This window comes from Flavobacterium labens, from assembly GCF_048286755.1.
In the GTDB taxonomy this organism is placed as follows: Bacteria; Bacteroidota; Bacteroidia; order Flavobacteriales; family Flavobacteriaceae; genus Flavobacterium.
In genome coordinates this window covers 22869-40310 of record NZ_JBLVPL010000008.1, presented here as the reverse complement: position 1 = coordinate 40310, position 17442 = coordinate 22869, and the positions used below count along the sequence as shown (strand labels likewise).

Annotated in this window: 17 protein-coding genes; 15 read left to right on the top strand and 2 right to left on the bottom strand. The window is 31.8% G+C overall.

The features are described from left to right. Window positions 1-37: 37 nt before the first annotated feature. From ACNQF8_RS14300 to ACNQF8_RS14290, 3 genes are all read left to right on the top strand, one after another. Window positions 38-511, top strand: a complete 474-nt coding sequence (locus tag ACNQF8_RS14300; RefSeq protein ID WP_417953833.1) for a DUF6495 family protein — start codon at window positions 38-40, stop codon at window positions 509-511. 74 nt (window positions 512-585) lie between these two features. Further along, window positions 586-2613 (top strand): NAD-dependent DNA ligase LigA, encoded by a 2028-nt coding sequence (gene ligA, locus ACNQF8_RS14295; protein WP_417951401.1) that lies wholly within the window; start codon window positions 586-588, stop codon window positions 2611-2613. Beyond that, window positions 2588-3304: a hypothetical protein gene (locus tag ACNQF8_RS14290; protein WP_417951402.1), complete on the top strand. Its 717-nt coding sequence runs from the start codon at window positions 2588-2590 to the stop codon at window positions 3302-3304. Before ligA ends, ACNQF8_RS14290 begins: the two co-directional genes overlap by 26 nt. 79 nt (window positions 3305-3383) lie before the next feature. Here ACNQF8_RS14290 and ACNQF8_RS14285 read toward each other — a convergent pair whose 3' ends face one another. Together ACNQF8_RS14285 and ACNQF8_RS14280 are read right to left on the bottom strand one after the other, a co-directional pair. Beyond that, the gene (locus tag ACNQF8_RS14285; protein WP_417953834.1) at window positions 3384-4295 is read right to left on the bottom strand and encodes a bifunctional metallophosphatase/5'-nucleotidase; all 912 of its coding nucleotides are present in this window, start codon (window positions 4293-4295) and stop codon (window positions 3384-3386) included. A gap of 186 nt (window positions 4296-4481) precedes the next feature. After that, a complete protein-coding gene (locus ACNQF8_RS14280) occupies window positions 4482-5261 on the bottom strand; it encodes a 5'-nucleotidase C-terminal domain-containing protein (protein WP_417951404.1) in 780 nt (259 codons plus the stop codon). A 47-nt stretch (window positions 5262-5308) separates the two neighbouring features. Between ACNQF8_RS14280 and ACNQF8_RS14275 the strand changes: the two genes are divergently transcribed. From ACNQF8_RS14275 to ACNQF8_RS14220, 12 genes are all read left to right on the top strand, one after another. After that, a complete protein-coding gene (locus tag ACNQF8_RS14275; protein ID WP_417951405.1) occupies window positions 5309-5827 on the top strand; it encodes a DUF6913 domain-containing protein in 519 nt (172 codons plus the stop codon). 7 nt (window positions 5828-5834) lie between these two features. Next, on the top strand, window positions 5835-6722 hold the full coding sequence (gene dapA / locus ACNQF8_RS14270; protein WP_315210521.1) for a 4-hydroxy-tetrahydrodipicolinate synthase: 888 nt from the start codon (window positions 5835-5837) through the stop codon (window positions 6720-6722). Window positions 6723-6850: 128 nt separating this feature from the next. Further along, a complete protein-coding gene (locus tag ACNQF8_RS14265) occupies window positions 6851-7645 on the top strand; it encodes an outer membrane protein assembly factor BamD (protein WP_417951406.1) in 795 nt (264 codons plus the stop codon). Window positions 7646-7653: 8 nt separating this feature from the next. After that, window positions 7654-7971 carry a DNA-directed RNA polymerase subunit omega gene (locus tag ACNQF8_RS14260; protein ID WP_026709525.1) on the top strand — a complete coding sequence of 106 codons (318 nt, stop codon included), beginning with the start codon at window positions 7654-7656 and terminating at the stop codon, window positions 7969-7971. A gap of 8 nt (window positions 7972-7979) precedes the next feature. Then, entirely contained in the window at window positions 7980-9191 is a 1212-nt protein-coding gene (gene coaBC / locus ACNQF8_RS14255) for a bifunctional phosphopantothenoylcysteine decarboxylase/phosphopantothenate--cysteine ligase CoaBC (protein ID WP_315210527.1), read from the top strand. A gap of 74 nt (window positions 9192-9265) precedes the next feature. After that, entirely contained in the window at window positions 9266-10150 is an 885-nt protein-coding gene (gene porD, locus ACNQF8_RS14250) for a type IX secretion system protein PorD (protein ID WP_417953836.1), read from the top strand. A gap of 54 nt (window positions 10151-10204) precedes the next feature. Continuing rightward, a complete protein-coding gene (gene recN / locus ACNQF8_RS14245; RefSeq protein WP_417953837.1) occupies window positions 10205-11857 on the top strand; it encodes a DNA repair protein RecN in 1653 nt (550 codons plus the stop codon). A gap of 96 nt (window positions 11858-11953) precedes the next feature. Next, window positions 11954-13144, top strand: a complete 1191-nt coding sequence (gene fabV, locus ACNQF8_RS14240; RefSeq protein ID WP_417953838.1) for an enoyl-ACP reductase FabV — start codon at window positions 11954-11956, stop codon at window positions 13142-13144. A gap of 124 nt (window positions 13145-13268) precedes the next feature. Continuing rightward, a complete protein-coding gene (locus tag ACNQF8_RS14235; RefSeq protein WP_282728666.1) occupies window positions 13269-14078 on the top strand; it encodes an enoyl-ACP reductase FabI in 810 nt (269 codons plus the stop codon). Window positions 14079-14199: 121 nt separating this feature from the next. Then, the gene (locus tag ACNQF8_RS14230; protein ID WP_417953839.1) at window positions 14200-15201 is read left to right on the top strand and encodes a glycosyltransferase family 2 protein; all 1002 of its coding nucleotides are present in this window, start codon (window positions 14200-14202) and stop codon (window positions 15199-15201) included. 1 nt (window position 15202) lies between these two features. Beyond that, window positions 15203-15799, top strand: a complete 597-nt coding sequence (gene coaE, locus ACNQF8_RS14225; RefSeq protein WP_417953840.1) for a dephospho-CoA kinase — start codon at window positions 15203-15205, stop codon at window positions 15797-15799. Window positions 15800-15858: 59 nt separating this feature from the next. After that, window positions 15859-17442, top strand: a complete 1584-nt coding sequence (locus ACNQF8_RS14220; protein WP_417953841.1) for a sensor histidine kinase — start codon at window positions 15859-15861, stop codon at window positions 17440-17442.

The window sequence follows — 17442 nt, the reverse complement described above, 5'->3', positions numbered from 1 at the left end:
GAGAGTTAAGGTAAAAGTTAAATATTAAAATACAATAATGAAATACTCCAGACTAACAAAAGAACAATTTGAAGAATTGAATCAGGAATTCAGCACTTTTTTAGCTACCCAAGCAATTGATAAAGCCGAGTGGGATAAAATAAAAGCTGAAAAACCAGAAGTTGCGGAACAAGAATTAGACGTTTTTTCTGATTTGATTTGGGAAGGTGTTCTTTCAAAAGCAACGTATTTAGAACATTTTTCTAAAAACCATATTTTTCTTTTTCATTGTTTTGATACTTATGTTCAATCGATAGTTTTAAAATCATTAGTTCCTGAAGTTGATTTTTTAACCAAAGATGGATTGCAATGGCTTAGCGATAATATGTTTACAGAAACTATTGAAATGAAAGTTGGAAAAAAAGAGTTTACCGAAGATCGTAATACTTCTATTTTTGAATTGATACAACAAGGTTCGTTTTTAAGCGATGGTCTTTTATACCAACAAATAAATACAATTATGACTTCATAATTGTATTGCTATTTCTTTTAAATTGGTTATTTTAGTACACTTTTTCAAAACTAAAATAGCCAATTTTATTTTCTATGGATATTCAAAATACGATTCAAAAATTAAGGGAAGAATTAAATCAACACAACTATAATTATTATGTGCTAGATACACCCACAATTTCCGATTTTGAATTTGATTTAAAATTAAAACAACTTCAGGATTTAGAAAATAAATATCCAGAATTTTTTGATGAAAATTCCCCTTCTCAACGAGTTGGAGGTGCAATTACCAAAAATTTCCAAACCGTTACTCACGAACACAGAATGTATTCCCTTGATAATTCCTATTCTAAGGAAGAATTAATGGACTGGGAAAAACGTGTTCAAAAAGTTTTAGGAGATGTTCCGTTAGAATATACCTGCGAACTAAAATACGATGGCGCATCCATCAGCATTACTTATGAAAATGGAAAACTAAAGCGTGCTGTTACGCGTGGAGACGGTTTTCAAGGAGATGACGTGACTAATAATATCAAAACCATAAAGTCAATTCCGTTACAATTAAAAGGAAATTTTCCGGCTACATTTGATGTTCGCGGTGAAATCATTTTGCCTTTTGCCGGTTTCGAAAAAATGAATCAGGATTTAATCGAAATAGGTGAATTACCGTATTCAAATCCCAGAAATACAGCCTCAGGAAGTTTAAAATTGCAAGATAGTGCTGAAGTAGCAAAACGACCGTTAGATTGCCTGTTGTATTTTTTAATTGGAAATAATCTTCCTTTCAAATCGCAATTCGAAGGATTAGAAACGGCCAGAAATTGGGGTTTCAAAGTACCGAAAGAAGCAAAGTTAGCCAATAATTTAGCCGAGGTTTTCGAGTTTATAGATTATTGGGACATTCACAGACATGACCTTCCGTATGAAACAGATGGTGTGGTGGTGAAAGTAAATTCTTTTCATTATCAGGATGAATTGGGCTTTACTGCGAAATCACCTCGTTGGGCAATTGCCTACAAGTTCAAATCAGAACAAGTTTCAACATTATTAAATTCAATTTCGTATCAAGTAGGACGAACGGGTTCCATTACGCCAGTTGCCAATCTAGAGCCGGTACAACTAGCAGGAACCATCGTGAAACGTGCTTCTTTGCACAATGCAGATCAAATTGAGAAACTAGATATTCGTGTAGGAGATACTGTTTTTGTAGAAAAAGGAGGAGAGATTATTCCAAAAATTATTGCTGTTGATTTTACTAAACGTCCAGAAAATACAGAGCCAACAAAATACATTACACATTGCCCAGAATGTAATACGGCTTTGGTGAGAACCGAAGGCGAAGCCAATCATTATTGTCCTAACTTTTATGGCTGTCCACCGCAGATTATTGGGAGAATCCAGCATTTTATTTCCAGAAAAGCAATGGATATTGAAGGTTTAGGAGGAGAAACGGTAGCTTTGCTTTTCAATAACGGATTGGTTCACAATTATGCTGATTTATATGAATTGACAGTAGAGCAAATTCTTCCTTTGGAGCGTATGGCTCAAAAATCTGCTGAAAATTTGGTTAAAGGTGTAGAAAATTCAAAAAGTATTCCTTTTGAGCGCGTTTTGTTTGCTATTGGAATTAGATTTGTCGGTGAAACTGTTGCCAAAAAGCTAGCCAAACATTATAAAAGTATTGATGCATTGAGTCAGGCCACATTGATGGATTTGATTTTGGTGGACGAAATTGGAGAACGAATTGCGCAAAGTGTACTTGACTTTTTCGAAAACCAAGAAAATAGAATTATAATTGAAAGGCTGAAAAGTTTTGGTGTTCAATTTGAAATTGTTGAAAAGATAAACCCAAATGCTACAGATAAACTTTCCGGAAAAATATTTGTTGTTTCAGGAGTCTTTGAGAAATTTTCAAGAGACGATTTGAAAAAGGCAATCGAAGATAATGGTGGAAAAGTGGGAAGCTCTATTTCGGCAAAGACGGATTATGTTGTTGCAGGAGATAATATGGGACCTGCTAAACTCGATAAAGCAACGAAGTTAAACATATCAATAATCTCCGAGGATGATTTTATGAATCTAATTAATAACGCTAATGTGGCTACAGATAAAAAAGTATAATTTTTCACAGGAAAAAGTAATCATTGCTTTGCTTTTTTCTTTTTCATTTATTGAAGTTCTAGCAGAATTATGTTCATTCAAAGCAATTATGTTTGCATTCAGACCCTTGGTAGCCTTACTACTAATCTATCTTTATTGGGTTACTTCTAAGGAAAGAAATATGTTTTTTTTTATGACGTTATTTTTTTTGTTCCTTACCGGTATTTTCATTCTTTCAGAATCAACACTTTTTTTAAGATTGGGAGTAGCCGGAATTATAGTTCACAGAATAGTACTTATTTTTTATATTATAAAGTTAAATAAAGTCAAAGATATTATTCCAATACTAATAGCAGTAATTCCTTTTATATTTATTTTTTCATATATGCTATCTATTTCGGATGGAATTCCTCAGGGAAGTTATTACCCTTTGCTACTCCAAAATATATTAGTTTCCATTCTTGGAGGAGTTATTTTGTCGAATTATTTTATGAATGAAACTACAAATACACCTTGGCTGTCAATCTTTGGAGTGCTATCTATAGGATTTTATTTTACTGTTTTTATCGAGAAACTTTTTTTAAACAACCTGCCGCCAACTTATTTTAAACCGTTGGGAATGGTTTTGCATGTAACAAGTTATTATGCTTTTTACAAATTTGTTATTGATACTGAAAGTTTGAATGCCGAGTTAGCAGCAAATAACGAATAGCGCAACAAACTTTTTTAGTCCTTTCAAAAAATCATTAGTGTGAAACGATATTTTGATTTTATAAAAGAATCGATTACTGTTATACAATAATCGATTTTCCTTCAAAAGCTTTTGCTTTGTCATTATCCAGATAAAAATCAATTCTGCCCAGATTTATCCCGTAACAACCCACTTGATTTACCAGTACTTCTTTACCGGCAAGGTTTTTTACAACGGTAGGTTTATCTAGAAAAGTGTGTGTGTGTCCGCCAATAATTAAATCAATGTCTTGCGTTAGTTCCGCTAATTTTAAATCACATATTTTATTAGGCTCATCTCTATATTTATATCCTAAATGAGACAAGCAAACTACTAAATCGCACTTCTGTTCTTTCTTTAAAATCCGAACCATGTCTTGAGCCGTTTCAACTGGATTGTTGTAAACGGTTTCTTTGTACATTCCTTTATCAACTAATCCTTCAAGCTCAATTCCAAGTCCAAAAACACCTACTTTAATGCCGTTTTTGTTGAATATTTTATACGGTTTTACAAAACCGTCCATTACGGTATTTTTAAAATCGTAATTGGCTGATAGGAACTCAAACTTGGCATGCGGCATTTGTGCGTGCAGGCCTTCAACACCGTTATCAAAATCATGATTTCCTATCGTAGAAGCATCATATTGCATCATGCTCATCAATTTGAATTCTAATTCTCCGCCATAATAATTAAAATAAGGCGTTCCCTGAAAAATATCGCCTGCATCCAGTAATAATACATTTGGATTCTCTTTTCGAATCGTTTCAATCAAGGCTGCTCTTCGCGCCACGCCACCCATATTTGCATTTCTGGGATGATCTGCAGGAAAAGGATCAATGTAACTGTGTACATCATTTGTATGTAAAATAGTAAGATGTTTTTTCTGTGAAGATTCAAAGCTGCTTAATGATAAACCTAAACTCAGTAAAGCTGAACCTGCAGCTGTTTTTTCTATAAATTCTCTTCTTTTCATTTTATATTTTTTTGGAGCTATTTCCCGCTTTTCGTTGCAATATTTTTTATCGTGAAAAACGATAAAAAATGATTTTCACTTCAAATGAAATTCACTGAACTCCTATGAGAATAAAAGTTAGGTGAAGTAATCGGGGCTTGGGTTTTACGTTTTCTAAAACTATTTTGTTCTCTAAATTCGAATTCCTTATTCAACAGTAATTCTAACATCATTTATTACAGGAATTGTATCTACTGCTTTGAAATAATCAATAAGAATATTTCGGAGTTTATATTCTAAATCAAATTTCTGAACCCCTTTTTTAAAGAAATTCATATTGTCACCGCCATTAGATAAATAATCATTTGTTCCTACGTAATAAATAGTCTCTTTTTCCACAGGCTTTCCTTGTACTAATATGTTTTTAGGAAGGTTGTTTTTGCCAATGGTAAATGTTAGTCCAGCCAGTGGATGTGGTTTTTTTTCTGCGATAAAATAATCGACCATTTCAAGAATTTGTTCTCCTTTTAAAGCAATCACAACTAAACTATTTTCAAAAGGCATAATTTCAAAAGCCGTTCTTGCAGTTACATTTCCCTTTGGGAGTATAGAACGAATTCCCCCGCTATTGAGTAAACAAATATCAATATTCTTTTTCTCTCTGGCTTGAAATACAATGTTTCCTCTCATTAAAGTAACGTCTGCCATCAAATTACCAATTGTAGTTTGCCATTTGCCTGTACTTTTATCTAATGTTTCTGGGCAATAAGCAAGAACGCTGTCTAAATCTTTATTGATGTGTTCTCTGTAAGGTTTGATAAAATTTTCAATTTGAGGGACTTGAATTTCCTTTTCGGTGATTGGAATTCGTTTGCCTTCTATCTTAGTAACGTAGTAATTTTGTTTGCTGCAGGAAGCAACAAAAAAAAATGTTAAGAATATAACAAAAAGTTTAGAAACATCGTTATACTTTTTTAGATTTACCATTTTAAATGCGACTTAATTAATTAATTTTGTAATCAAGTAAAAGTAATATGTTTTTGAATTATATAAAGGATTTTTTTGTAAAAAAAACATTAAAAAAAAGCTTTCAAAATTTAAAAAATATTGAGTCAGTTAATGTTGTAAAAACAATTGGTTTACTGGTTGATGCCACTCATTTTGCCAAAACTGAATTATTGATTAAACAGTTAACAGCAAACAGAATTGCGTCAGAAAATATAACAACAATTGTTTACGGAGATAAATTTAAGAAAACAGCAGAGAAAACATATCCTGTATTTACTTCAGGAGATTTAAAATGGAATGGAGAAATTTCTTCTCTGGAAGTAAATGATTTTATCAATGAAAATTTTGATTTGTTAATCAGTTATTACGACATAGAAAAAGCAATTTTATTAAAAATCACTCATAATTCAAAAGCGCAATTTAAAGTTGGTTTTTCATCAATAGACAAAAGATTAAATCATTTTATGATTAAAACAGATGTTGATAATTATACACTTTTTGTAAGTGAGCTATTCAAATATTTAAAATTATTAAACAAAATATAAAACTAATATGCAATCATTAATAGGTACTGGTGTTGCTCTTGTAACCCCTTTTAAAGAAGATTTTTCAATTGACACCGAAGCATTAAAAAGAATTGTAAATTTTTCAATCGACGGAGGAATTGAATATCTTGTGGTTTTAGGTACAACTGCCGAAAATGCAACATTGTCTCAAGACGAAAAAGAATTAGTTATTAGTACCGTAATCGAAGCTAATAATGGTGCTTTGCCATTAGTTCTTGGAGTAGGAGGAAACAATACTTTAAAAGTTGTAGAAGAGTTGAAAACAAGAGATTTGTCTTCATTTGCAGCAATATTATCGGTTTCTCCTTATTACAATAAACCTACACAAGAAGGTATTTACCAGCATTTTAAAGCAGTTGCTGAAGCATCTCCAATTCCAGTTATTTTATACAATGTACCAGGAAGAACGGCCAGCAATATGTTGCCTTCAACGGTTATACGTTTGGCTAATGATTTTGAAAATGTCGTAGCCATAAAAGAAGCTGCAGGTGATATCGTTCAAGCCATGCAATTGTTAAAAAACAAACCAAAAGATTTTCTGGTAATTTCAGGAGATGATATGATTGCTTTGCCAATGGTTTTGGCAGGAGGATCAGGCGTTATATCTGTAATTGGGCAAGGTTTTCCTAAGGAATTTTCTGAAATGATTCGATTAGGATTGAATCGTAAAGTGGATGAAGCATTCAAATCACAATACCTTTTAGCAGATTGTATTGATATGATTTTTGAGCAAGGAAATCCAGCAGGAATCAAACAAGTGTTTCTATCACTGGGAATTTCAGAAAACACCGTGCGTTTACCATTAGTAAAAGTAGACGATTCCTTAGCAGAAAGAATTGATCAATTTGTTAAAAAAGTCAATAAACAAGGATAAAAAAAGAGTCTTTTTTTAAACAAAAAATATATTTTGAAGTCGCTAAATTAATAACTAAATTTGCCACCGAAACTTCGGTATGATTTTATGGGTTGTTTCAACCAAGAAATCATAAAAAAAGTAAAAAAATGAAAAAAATAATATCTCTATTGCTTCTTGTAGTTTTATTCAGTTCTTGTAACGAATACCAAAAAGCATTAAAAACCGAAGATGTAGCTGTTAAATTTGAAATGGCCACTAAATTATACGATGCGGGGAAATATTCTAAAGCGATTCGTATTTTTGAACAAATTGCTCCAGCGTACAGAGGGAAACCTCAAGCTGAAAAATTGTTTTATATGTTTTCTCAATCATATTACAAAACGCAACAATATTACTTGGCAGGATACCAATTTGAGAGTTTTGTTTCAGGATATCCAAAAAGTGAAAAACTGGAAGAAGCAGCATATTTGGGAGCAAAAAGCTATTCTATGTTGTCACCAGTTTATAGTTTAGATCAAACAGATACTACTAAAGCATTAGATAAATTACAAGCATTTATTGATAATTATCCTAATTCAACGTACTTGACAGAAGCGAATGCAACTGTAAAAGTACTGAGTGAGAAAATAGAGCAAAAGGTTTTCGAAAATGCTAAAGGATACAATACAATTTCTGATTATAAATCAGCAATTGTTGCTTTAGACAATTTTGTAGCAGATTATCCTGGAACACCGTTTAAAGAAGATGCTTTATATTACAAGTTAGATTCAGCGTATCAATTAGCAATTAATAGTATTCCATCAAAAATGGAAGAGCGATTAAATGTTGCAAAAGCGGCACAATTGAATTTGATTAAGTTTAAAGCGGATACTAAATACAAGCAAGAAGCAAGCGAAATGTTAGCTCGAATAGATAAAGATTTACAAAAATTTACTAAATAAATAAAGTCATGGATTTAAAAAAGACGAATGCTCCAGTAAATACAATAACATACAACAAAACTGTTATTGAAGAACCTACTGGTAATGTGTATGAAGCGATAACCATTATGGCTAAAAGAGCAAACCAAATCAATTCTGAAATTAAAAAAGAATTGACAGAGAAATTGGAAGAATTTGCTACATATAATGACAGTCTTGAAGAAGTTTTTGAAAACAAAGAGCAAATTGAGGTTTCAAAGTTTTACGAAAAACTACCTAAGCCACACGCTTTAGCAGTTCAAGAATGGTTAGATGGTAAAATTTACCACAGAGATTCAAATAAATAATAGTTACTATGTCAGTTTTAAGCGGTAAGAAAATTCTACTTGGAGTTTCTGGTGGAATTGCAGCCTATAAAACAGCCACATTAGTACGACTTTTCATAAAAGCAGGTGCACATGTCCAAGTGATAATGACACCTGCTTCTAAGGATTTTGTAACTCCTCTTACGTTATCTACGTTATCCAAAAACCCCGTACATTCCAGTTTTTATAATCAAGACGACGAGAATGAAAAATGGAATAATCATGTTGAATTAGCTCTTTGGGCTGATTTGATGGTTATTGCTCCAGCAACTGCAAATACTTTGTCTAAAATGACAAATGGTACTTGTGACAATCTTTTGATTGCAGCTTATTTATCAGCAAAATGTCCGGTTTATTTTGCTCCTGCAATGGATTTAGACATGTACAAACATCCTTCTACTATTGCTAATTTCTCTTCTCTGACTCAATTTGGCAATGTCATAATTCCTGCGGAAAGCGGTGAACTTGCAAGCGGATTATCCGGTGAAGGAAGAATGGCTGAACCTGAAAATATTATTGCTTTTATTGAAGCTGATTTAAATAGCAAATTACCTCTTAAAGGAAAAAAAATATTAATTACTGCCGGTCCCACATACGAAGCAATAGATCCTGTGCGTTTTATAGGAAATCATTCTTCGGGAAAAATGGGTTTTGATATAGCAATAAGCGCTGCAAATCTAGGTGCTTCGGTGATTTTGGTTTCGGGACCTACAAATTGTAAAGTTTCAAATCCATTAATTAATGTTATTCCTGTTGTATCTGCAGAAGAAATGTACGTGGCTTGTCATCAGTTTTATCCAGATGTGGATGTTGCGATTGCAGCAGCTGCCGTTGCAGATTACAAACCAAAAAATGTTGCACAACAAAAAATAAAAAAAGCAGCTGATAATTTTACAATTGAACTCGAAAAAACGAAGGATATTTTAGCTTCTTTAGGCGAACAAAAGAAAAGCCAGTTTTTGATAGGTTTTGCTTTAGAAACAGAAAATGAAATTGAAAATGCAACCTTGAAAATTCAGAAAAAAAACTTAGATTTGATTGTTTTAAATTCGCTTCAAGATAAAGGTGCTGGTTTTGGTAAAGCAACGAATAAAGTTACCTTTATTGATAAAAACTTCAATATTGAGCCAATGGAATTGAAATCAAAAGAAGCTGTTGCTGATGATATTCTAGAAAAGGTAAAAGTGCATTTTATGAAATAGGGTTGCGGATGATACATAGACAATATTAGTGTTTGAACTATTGTTAACCGTTAAGAAATAATACGAATCTACAGATGAATAAAATAATTATTTTTTTTCTGCTTTTTTCTTTTGGGCTTTTACAAGCGCAACAATTAAACTGTACGGTAACGGTTGATGCACAAAAATTGAGTGTTACAAATCAGCAAGTTTTTAAAACATTACAAACTTCCATAAGTGAGTTTGTAAATAAAACGGATTGGACTGGGCAAACGGTTAAGCAAAATGAGAAAATTAATTGTTCGATGTATATTACTGTTTCCTCAAACAACTCAGATCAATTTACGGCAACCATTCAAGTGCAATCTTCAAGACCTATTTTTAATTCCTCATATTCATCTTCGGTATTAAATTATAATGATAAAGACTTTAATTTTAGGTATATAGAGTTTGAAAATCTAATTTTTAGTCCTACTACATTCGATTCTAATTTAGTTTCTGTATTGGCTTTTTACAGTTATATGATTTTAGGAATGGATGCAGATACTTTTGTTTCTGAATCTGGAAATTCGTATTTTGAAATTGCTCAAAATATTTCAAATATAGCACAACAAGGCGGTTCTAAAGGATGGAGTCAAGCTGATGGAAATCAAAATCGCTACTTTTTGATAAATGATATTTTATCTCCGGCATTCAAACAAATACGTCAAACCATGCTCGATTATCATGTAGGTTTAGATTTAATGAATCAGGATTTAAAAGCGTCCAAAGAAAAAGTAAAAGGATCACTAATCGATTTGGCCAAACTAAATGCTTCCAGACCCAACGCATTCTTAACTCGTGTCTTTTTCGATGCTAAATCAGATGAAATCGTTTCTGTATTTTCTGGCGGACCTAGTATTACCATCTCAGATTTAGTCGATAATCTGAATAAAATCTCTCCTTTGAATTCAAGTAAATGGATGCTGATGAAATATTAATTGATTTCCAATTTTTAGATTAATCCAGCTTCACATCACAAAAAAATATAGTAAATGATAACGTCACTTTCGATAAAAAACTATGCCTTAATAGAAAAATTGTCTATCGATTTTTCAAAAGGTTTCTCAACAATCACAGGAGAAACGGGTGCAGGAAAATCAATAATTTTAGGAGCATTAGGACTGCTTTTAGGGAAAAGAGCCGACTTGACTTCTTTAAAAAACAAAGAAGAAAAGTGTATCATTGAGGCTCATTTTGAAATTTCTAAGTATAATTTGCTTTCTTTTTTTGAAGCAAATGATTTGGACTATGAAAATGATACCATAATTAGACGTGAAATTCTGCCTTCGGGAAAATCCAGAGCTTTTATCAATGATAGTCCTGTTAATCTTCAGGAATTGCAGGAATTGAGTTTGTTCTTAATTGATATTCATTCGCAACAGCAAACCCAAGAACTTTCAGATGAAAATGTACAGTTCGAAATTATTGATGCAATTGCAAATAATAAAGAAACAATTCTGGAATATCAGGCGCTTTTAAAAAGCTATAAATCGGATAAATCCAAATTGAATTCGTTGCTTAAAAAACAAAGCGAATCTAAGAAAGAGCAGGAATACAATACTTTTTTACTGGATGAATTAGTTGCTGCTCAATTAAAATCTGGCGAGCAAGAAACTCTTGAGGCTGATTTTGAAAAATTAAATAATGTTGAGATTATAAAAGAATCTATTGATAGGTCTTTGGCTATAGCCAATGAAGAACAAATAGGTGTGATGCATAATTTGAATGAAATTAAGGTTTCATTACAAAAAATCGCCTCTTTTTCGACTGAATATCATTCTTTATTAGAAAGAATTACAAGCGTAACAATTGAGTTTGATGATATTTCGGATGAAATGAATCGTTGCTCTGAAAAACTTATTAATGATCCGGAACAATTGGATTTCATTAGTCAAAAGCTTCAGGTGATTTTTAATTTGCAAAAGAAACATCAGGTTTCCTCTGTGGATGAATTATTGGAAATTCAAGCTAATCTGGAAAATTCAGTTTTAGAATTAGGCAATATGGAAGAAGAAATTGCGGCGCTGATTGTTTCTATTGAACAAAAAACAATCGAATTAGATGCTTTTTCGACCACAATTCATAACAATAGATTGGATTCGATTCCGGTTTTATCTCAAAAGTTGATTACCATTTTAGAAACTTTGGGTATGCCAAATGTTCGCTTTAATATTGATATTAAGACTACTGAAACATATTTCCAAAATGGAAAAGATGAGCTTCAGTTTTTATTCTCGGCTAATAAAGGCACTGATTTTGGTTTATTGAAAAAAGTAGCTTCCGGTGGAGAAATGTCAAGAATTATGCTTGCTGTTAAAGCGATATTAGCACAATACTCCAAATTGCCAACATTGATTTTTGATGAAATCGACACCGGTGTTTCTGGAGAAATTGCTATTAGAATGGGAGAAATTATGAAGGAAATGAGTCAGGAAATGCAAATTTTTGCCATTACCCATTTACCACAAATCGCTGCTAAAGGAAATGCACATTTCAAAGTATTTAAATCAACTGTTGGCGAAGATACTCTCTCTGAACTGAAGTTATTAAATGGAGAAGAAAGAGTCGTAGAAATTGCTCAAATGTTATCAGGAACTGTAGTTTCTGATTCGGCCTTAAATCACGCTAAAGCCTTGCTGAACTAATTTTTTACTTTATATTTGTTTCCTTATAAAAGCAAGATTTTTGCATCAGCGATAAAACTATTACACGAATAAATAAAAAAACGAATAACCAAGAGTATGATTATAGAACCTAGAATGAGAGGATTTATTTGTACGACATCTCACCCAAAAGGATGCGAACAAAATGTTAAAAATCAAATTGAATATATTAAATCAAAAGGACCTATAAACGGGGCTAAAAAAGTATTAGTAATTGGAGCTTCAACCGGATTTGGTTTAGCTTCGAGAATTACAAGTGCTTTTGGATCTGCAGCAGGAACTATTGGTGTATTTTTTGAAAAACCTCCAACAGAAGGTAAAACAGCTTCACCAGGTTGGTATAATTCTGCAGCTTTTGAAAATGAAGCTCATGCTGCTGGTTTATATGCAAAAAGTATCAATGGAGATGCTTTTTCGAATGAAGTAAAACAACAAACATTAGATCTTATAAAAGCGGATTTAGGGCAAGTGGACTTAGTAATCTATAGTTTAGCATCTCCTGTTCGTATGCATCCGGTTACCGGTGTTTTGCATCGTTCTGTTTTGAAACCTATAGGAAGTACTTTTACCAATAAAACAGTTGATTTTCATTCTGGTAAAGTTTCAGAGATTTCAATTGAGCCTTGTAGTGGTGAGGATATTGAAAATACAGTTGCTGTAATGGGCGGTGAAGATTGGTCAATGTGGATTGATGCTTTAAAAGCTCAAAATCTATTGGCTCCAGGCGCTACAACTGTTGCTTATTCTTATATTGGACCATCATTGACCGAAGCGGTTTATAGAAAAGGAACAATAGGTCGTGCGAAAGATCATCTTGAAGCGACTGCATTTGCTATTACTGACAGTTTAGCTGACATTGATGGGAAAGCATTTGTTTCGGTAAATAAAGCATTGGTAACACAAGCAAGTTCTGCAATTCCGGTTATTCCATTGTATATTTCTTTGTTGTATAAAATAATGAAAGAAGAAGGAATTCACGAAGGTTGTATCGAACAAATTCAACGTTTGTACCAAGAAAGATTGTATACTGGAAATGAAATTCCAGTTGATGAAAAAGGAAGAATCCGTATTGATGATTTAGAAATGCGTCCTGATGTTCAAGAAAAAGTAGCTAAATTATGGGTTGAAGCTGTAACTGAAAATTTATCTGAAATAGGAGATTTAGAAGGATACAGAAAAGATTTCTACAATCTATTTGGTTTTGACGTAGAAGGCGTTGATTATAAAGCAGATGCAAACGAAGTGGTAAACATCGAAAGTATTGCTTAATCCTAATAATTACTAAATTAAATATTTAGTTTCTGTAATGCATCTTAATTTCACAATGGTTTTATTCATTTCGAAATTAAGGTGCATTATTTTTTTTTTTAAAGAACAGACTTAAATTACTTGTATTATGTATAACTTATTAAAAGGAAAACGAGGAATCATTTTTGGCGCTTTGGATGAAAATTCAATTGCATGGAAAACGGCTGAAAGAGTGTTTGAAGAAGGAGGAACTTTTGTACTTACTAATGCTCCGGCTTCTATACGAATGGGAACGATTGATGAGCTGGCGCAAAAAACTAACTCTCAAATTATCCCTGCAGATGCTACATCTGTGGCTGATTTAGAAAATTTAGTAGATCAAGCTATGGAAATTCTGGGCGGTAAAATAGATTTTGTTTTACACTCTATAGGCATGTCAGTAAATGTTCGAAAAGGCAATCATTATACCAATCAGAATTACGATTATACCGAGAAAGGCTGGAATGTATCAGCCGTTTCTTTTCATAAAGTAATGCAGGTTTTGTATAAAAAAGATGCCATGAATGAGTGGGGAAGTATTGTTGCTCTATCTTATATGGCAGCACAACGCGTGTTTCCAGATTATAACGACATGGCAGATAACAAAGCATTTTTAGAATCTATTGCAAGAAGTTTTGGTTATTTCTTTGGTAGAGATAAAAAAGTCAGAGTCAATACCATTTCGCAATCCCCAACGCCTACAACTGCTGGACAGGGCGTAAAAGGATTTGGCGGATTTATAAATTTTGCCGAAAAAATGTCTCCTTTAGGAAACGCATCTGCTTTAGATTGTGCTAATTATACCCTGACACTATTTTCTGATTTGACCAGAAAAGTAACGTTGCAAAACTTATTGCATGATGGCGGTTTCTCAAACATGGGAGTAAGTCAGGAAGTGATGGAAATGTTTGAATAAAAGCAACAAATTATTTATATAACCATCAATTAATAGTTGATGGTTTTTTTATGGATAAAGATTATATTTGTTAAAATTTTTTGAGCCTAAAAAAACATCTTTAATACCACATTCATAATTTATGTTATTTTCCCTAATTATACCAGTTTACAATCGTCCGGATGAAGTTGATGAACTTTTAGAGAGTTTATCTCATTCAACGTATAACGAAATTTTTGAAATTGTTATTATTGAAGATGGTTCCTCCATAGCTTGTAAAGATGTAGCTCAGAAATATGGGGACAGACTTGATATATCTTACTATTACAAGGAAAATTCAGGACCTGGGGATTCCCGAAATTACGGTATGAAAAAAGCCAGAGGAGATTATTTTATCATTTTTGATTCAGATTGTATTATTCCAAAGGAGTATTTATCAGAAGTTGATAAAGCTTTAAAACAGAATTATGTAGATTGTTTTGGAGGACCTGATAAAGCTTTAGATAGTTTTTCAGATATTCAGAAAGCAATTAATTTTGCAATGACCTCCTTTTTAACCACTGGTGGAATTAGAGGTGGTTCAGAAAAAATAGATAAATTTCAGCCTAGAAGTTTTAATATGGGATTGTCCAGAAAAGCTTTTGAAGCATCGAAAGGTTTTGGAAATATTCATCCTGGTGAAGACCCGGATTTATCAATTCGTTTGTGGAATTTAGGTTTTGAGACTAAACTTTTTCCTAATGCATTCGTATATCACAAAAGAAGAATTGATTGGGATAAGTTTTCTATTCAGGTAAATAAATTTGGGAAAGCACGACCAATTTTGAATAGTTGGTATCCAAAATACAATAAACTAACTTTTTTCTTTCCTTCGGTATTCATAGTTGGGTTTTTCACTTCATTTTTATTGATGCTATTTTTTAATTTTGATTTGCTTCTTCAATTGTATTTTGTTTACTTTTCGGTCCTGTTTTTGGTGTCTTCTTATCAAAATAAAAGCTTGAAAATTGGATATTTATCATTGATAGCCGTTTGGAAACAATTTTATGGTTACGGAACCGGTTTTCTAAAATCCTTTTATAAAATTATTATTTTGAAACAAAATCCTCAAGAGGCTTTCCCTGAATTATTTTTCAAAGTTTAATATGACAAAAATAATTGGTTTAACTGGCGGTATTGGAAGTGGGAAAACCACCATTGCAAATTATTTTAAATCATTTGGCATTCCATTGTACATTGCTGATGACGAAGCCAGAAAAATCATGCAATCTGCAGAAATTACTGAAGCTATTAAAAATGTATTTGGTGATACAGTTTTTGAAAATGAGAAGTTAAACAGAGAAGAATTAGCCAAAATTGTTTTTAATAACCCTGAAAAATTAGAAAAACTTAATAAAATTGTTCATCCTGCAGTAAAAAAACATTTTGAACAATGGCTTTTGCAACATACTGCAGCTTCTTATGTTATTTATGAAGCTGCTATTTTATTTGAAAGTGGTAGTTATAAAAATTGCGATTTGGTTATAACTGTCACAGCACCAGTAGAATCAAGGATTCAGAGAGTTATTGAGCGTGATAAAACGACACGAGAACTTGTTTTAAAAAGAATAAATGCACAATGGACTGATGAACAACGCATCTCAAAAAGCGATTTCATCATAGAAAATACTTCTATAGAAACTACAAAATTAGAAGTTGTTAAAATTCTTAAAATTTTAAAGATTAAACAAAATGTGCTATAGGTGTTAATGTTTGGTTAATCTATTATTTAATATATTGTTAAAATACTAAATTTGTTTCGATGAATAAACTTTTTTTTAGATTACTTGTTTTATTGATGAGTCTGTCCTTAATAGGGATAATTCTTGTTCAAGTGTATTGGTTTAATACTTCATTCAAAAACAATGATGAGCAGTTTAAATTTCATGTTAAGCAAGTTATTGGTAATGTAGCAGATAAGATACAGAAGCAAGAAACATATAGTTTTTATGATAAAATAAATCATTATAAAGACAGTACAGGAAAAGTACCTGAAAAGGATGATATATTAGAGTTTTATTATGTTCAAAAAAATCCAAGAACAAATAAAACGATTATATATTCAAACAGTATAATTTCTGAAGATTATAATATTTCACCAACGTTCTTTGATAAAAAATTTGATAGTGAAAAATTTAAGAGCTTTAGTTCCAAACGGGTAACTGAAGTTTATAACAATAATTCAATAGATAAATCAGGAGTGAGCCAAAGTTTGATTCCTGATGTTAGAATTGAAAAATCAGGCAATCTGGATATTTTAGACAATGCTCTTTTTGAAATTTCCTCTAAGGATGTTTTGTCTGCAATGCCACTTGAAGAACGTGTTTCCAGTGATGTTTTACAGAAACTGATTAAAAAAGAATTAGGAGAATATGGTATTGAAACAAGATTTGAATTTGGTATTTACAGCAATAATTTAGCTACCAAAATTAAATCAAATGATTTTAAATATGATAAAGATGCTACCTATTCAATTCCTATTTTCACTGATAATGAAGGGAATAGTAAATATCAATTGTTAGTAACATTTCCTCTAAAGAAGAAATTTTTATTGTCAGAACTCGTTAGTATAACAGTTCTTTCTATTGTTTTTACACTGATTATTTTAATTGCTTACACGAGTGCATTGAATCAATTAATTCGTCAACGTCAAATTTCTGAAATCAAAAACGATTTCATTAATAATATGACGCACGAGTTTAAAACTCCAATTGCAACTATAAATTTAGCTTTGGATGCGATTAGAAATCCAAAAATAATAGATGATAAAGAGAAGGTTTTGCGATATCTTCAAATGATTAAAGATGAGAATAAACGCATGCATGCGCAGGTAGAAAATGTACTTCGAATTTCTAAATTAGAAAAGAAAGAATTAGATATTACTAAAGAATCAAATAATATTCATGAGATTATTGAAGATGCAATAGATCATGTGAATTTGATTTTAGAAGACAGACAAGGAACAATTACCTGTTATTTTAAAGCTATTAGAACCACAGTTTTAATCAATGATGTTCATTTTACCAATGTCATTGTAAATATTTTAGAAAACGCAATAAAATACTCACCTAATGTTCCAGAAATTGAAATTTTTACTGAAAATATCAAAGATATGGTCATTATCAAAGTAAAGGATAGTGGTCTTGGAATGAGTAAAATAGCTCAAAAAAGAATTTTTGAAAAATTCTACAGAGAGCATACTGGAGACATTCATAATGTTAAAGGTCACGGGTTAGGATTAGCTTACGTAAAAAGAATTGTTGACGACCATAACGGTCAAGTATATGTAGAAAGTGAAAAGGGAAAAGGGAGTACCTTCATAATAAAATTACCATTAATAAATTAG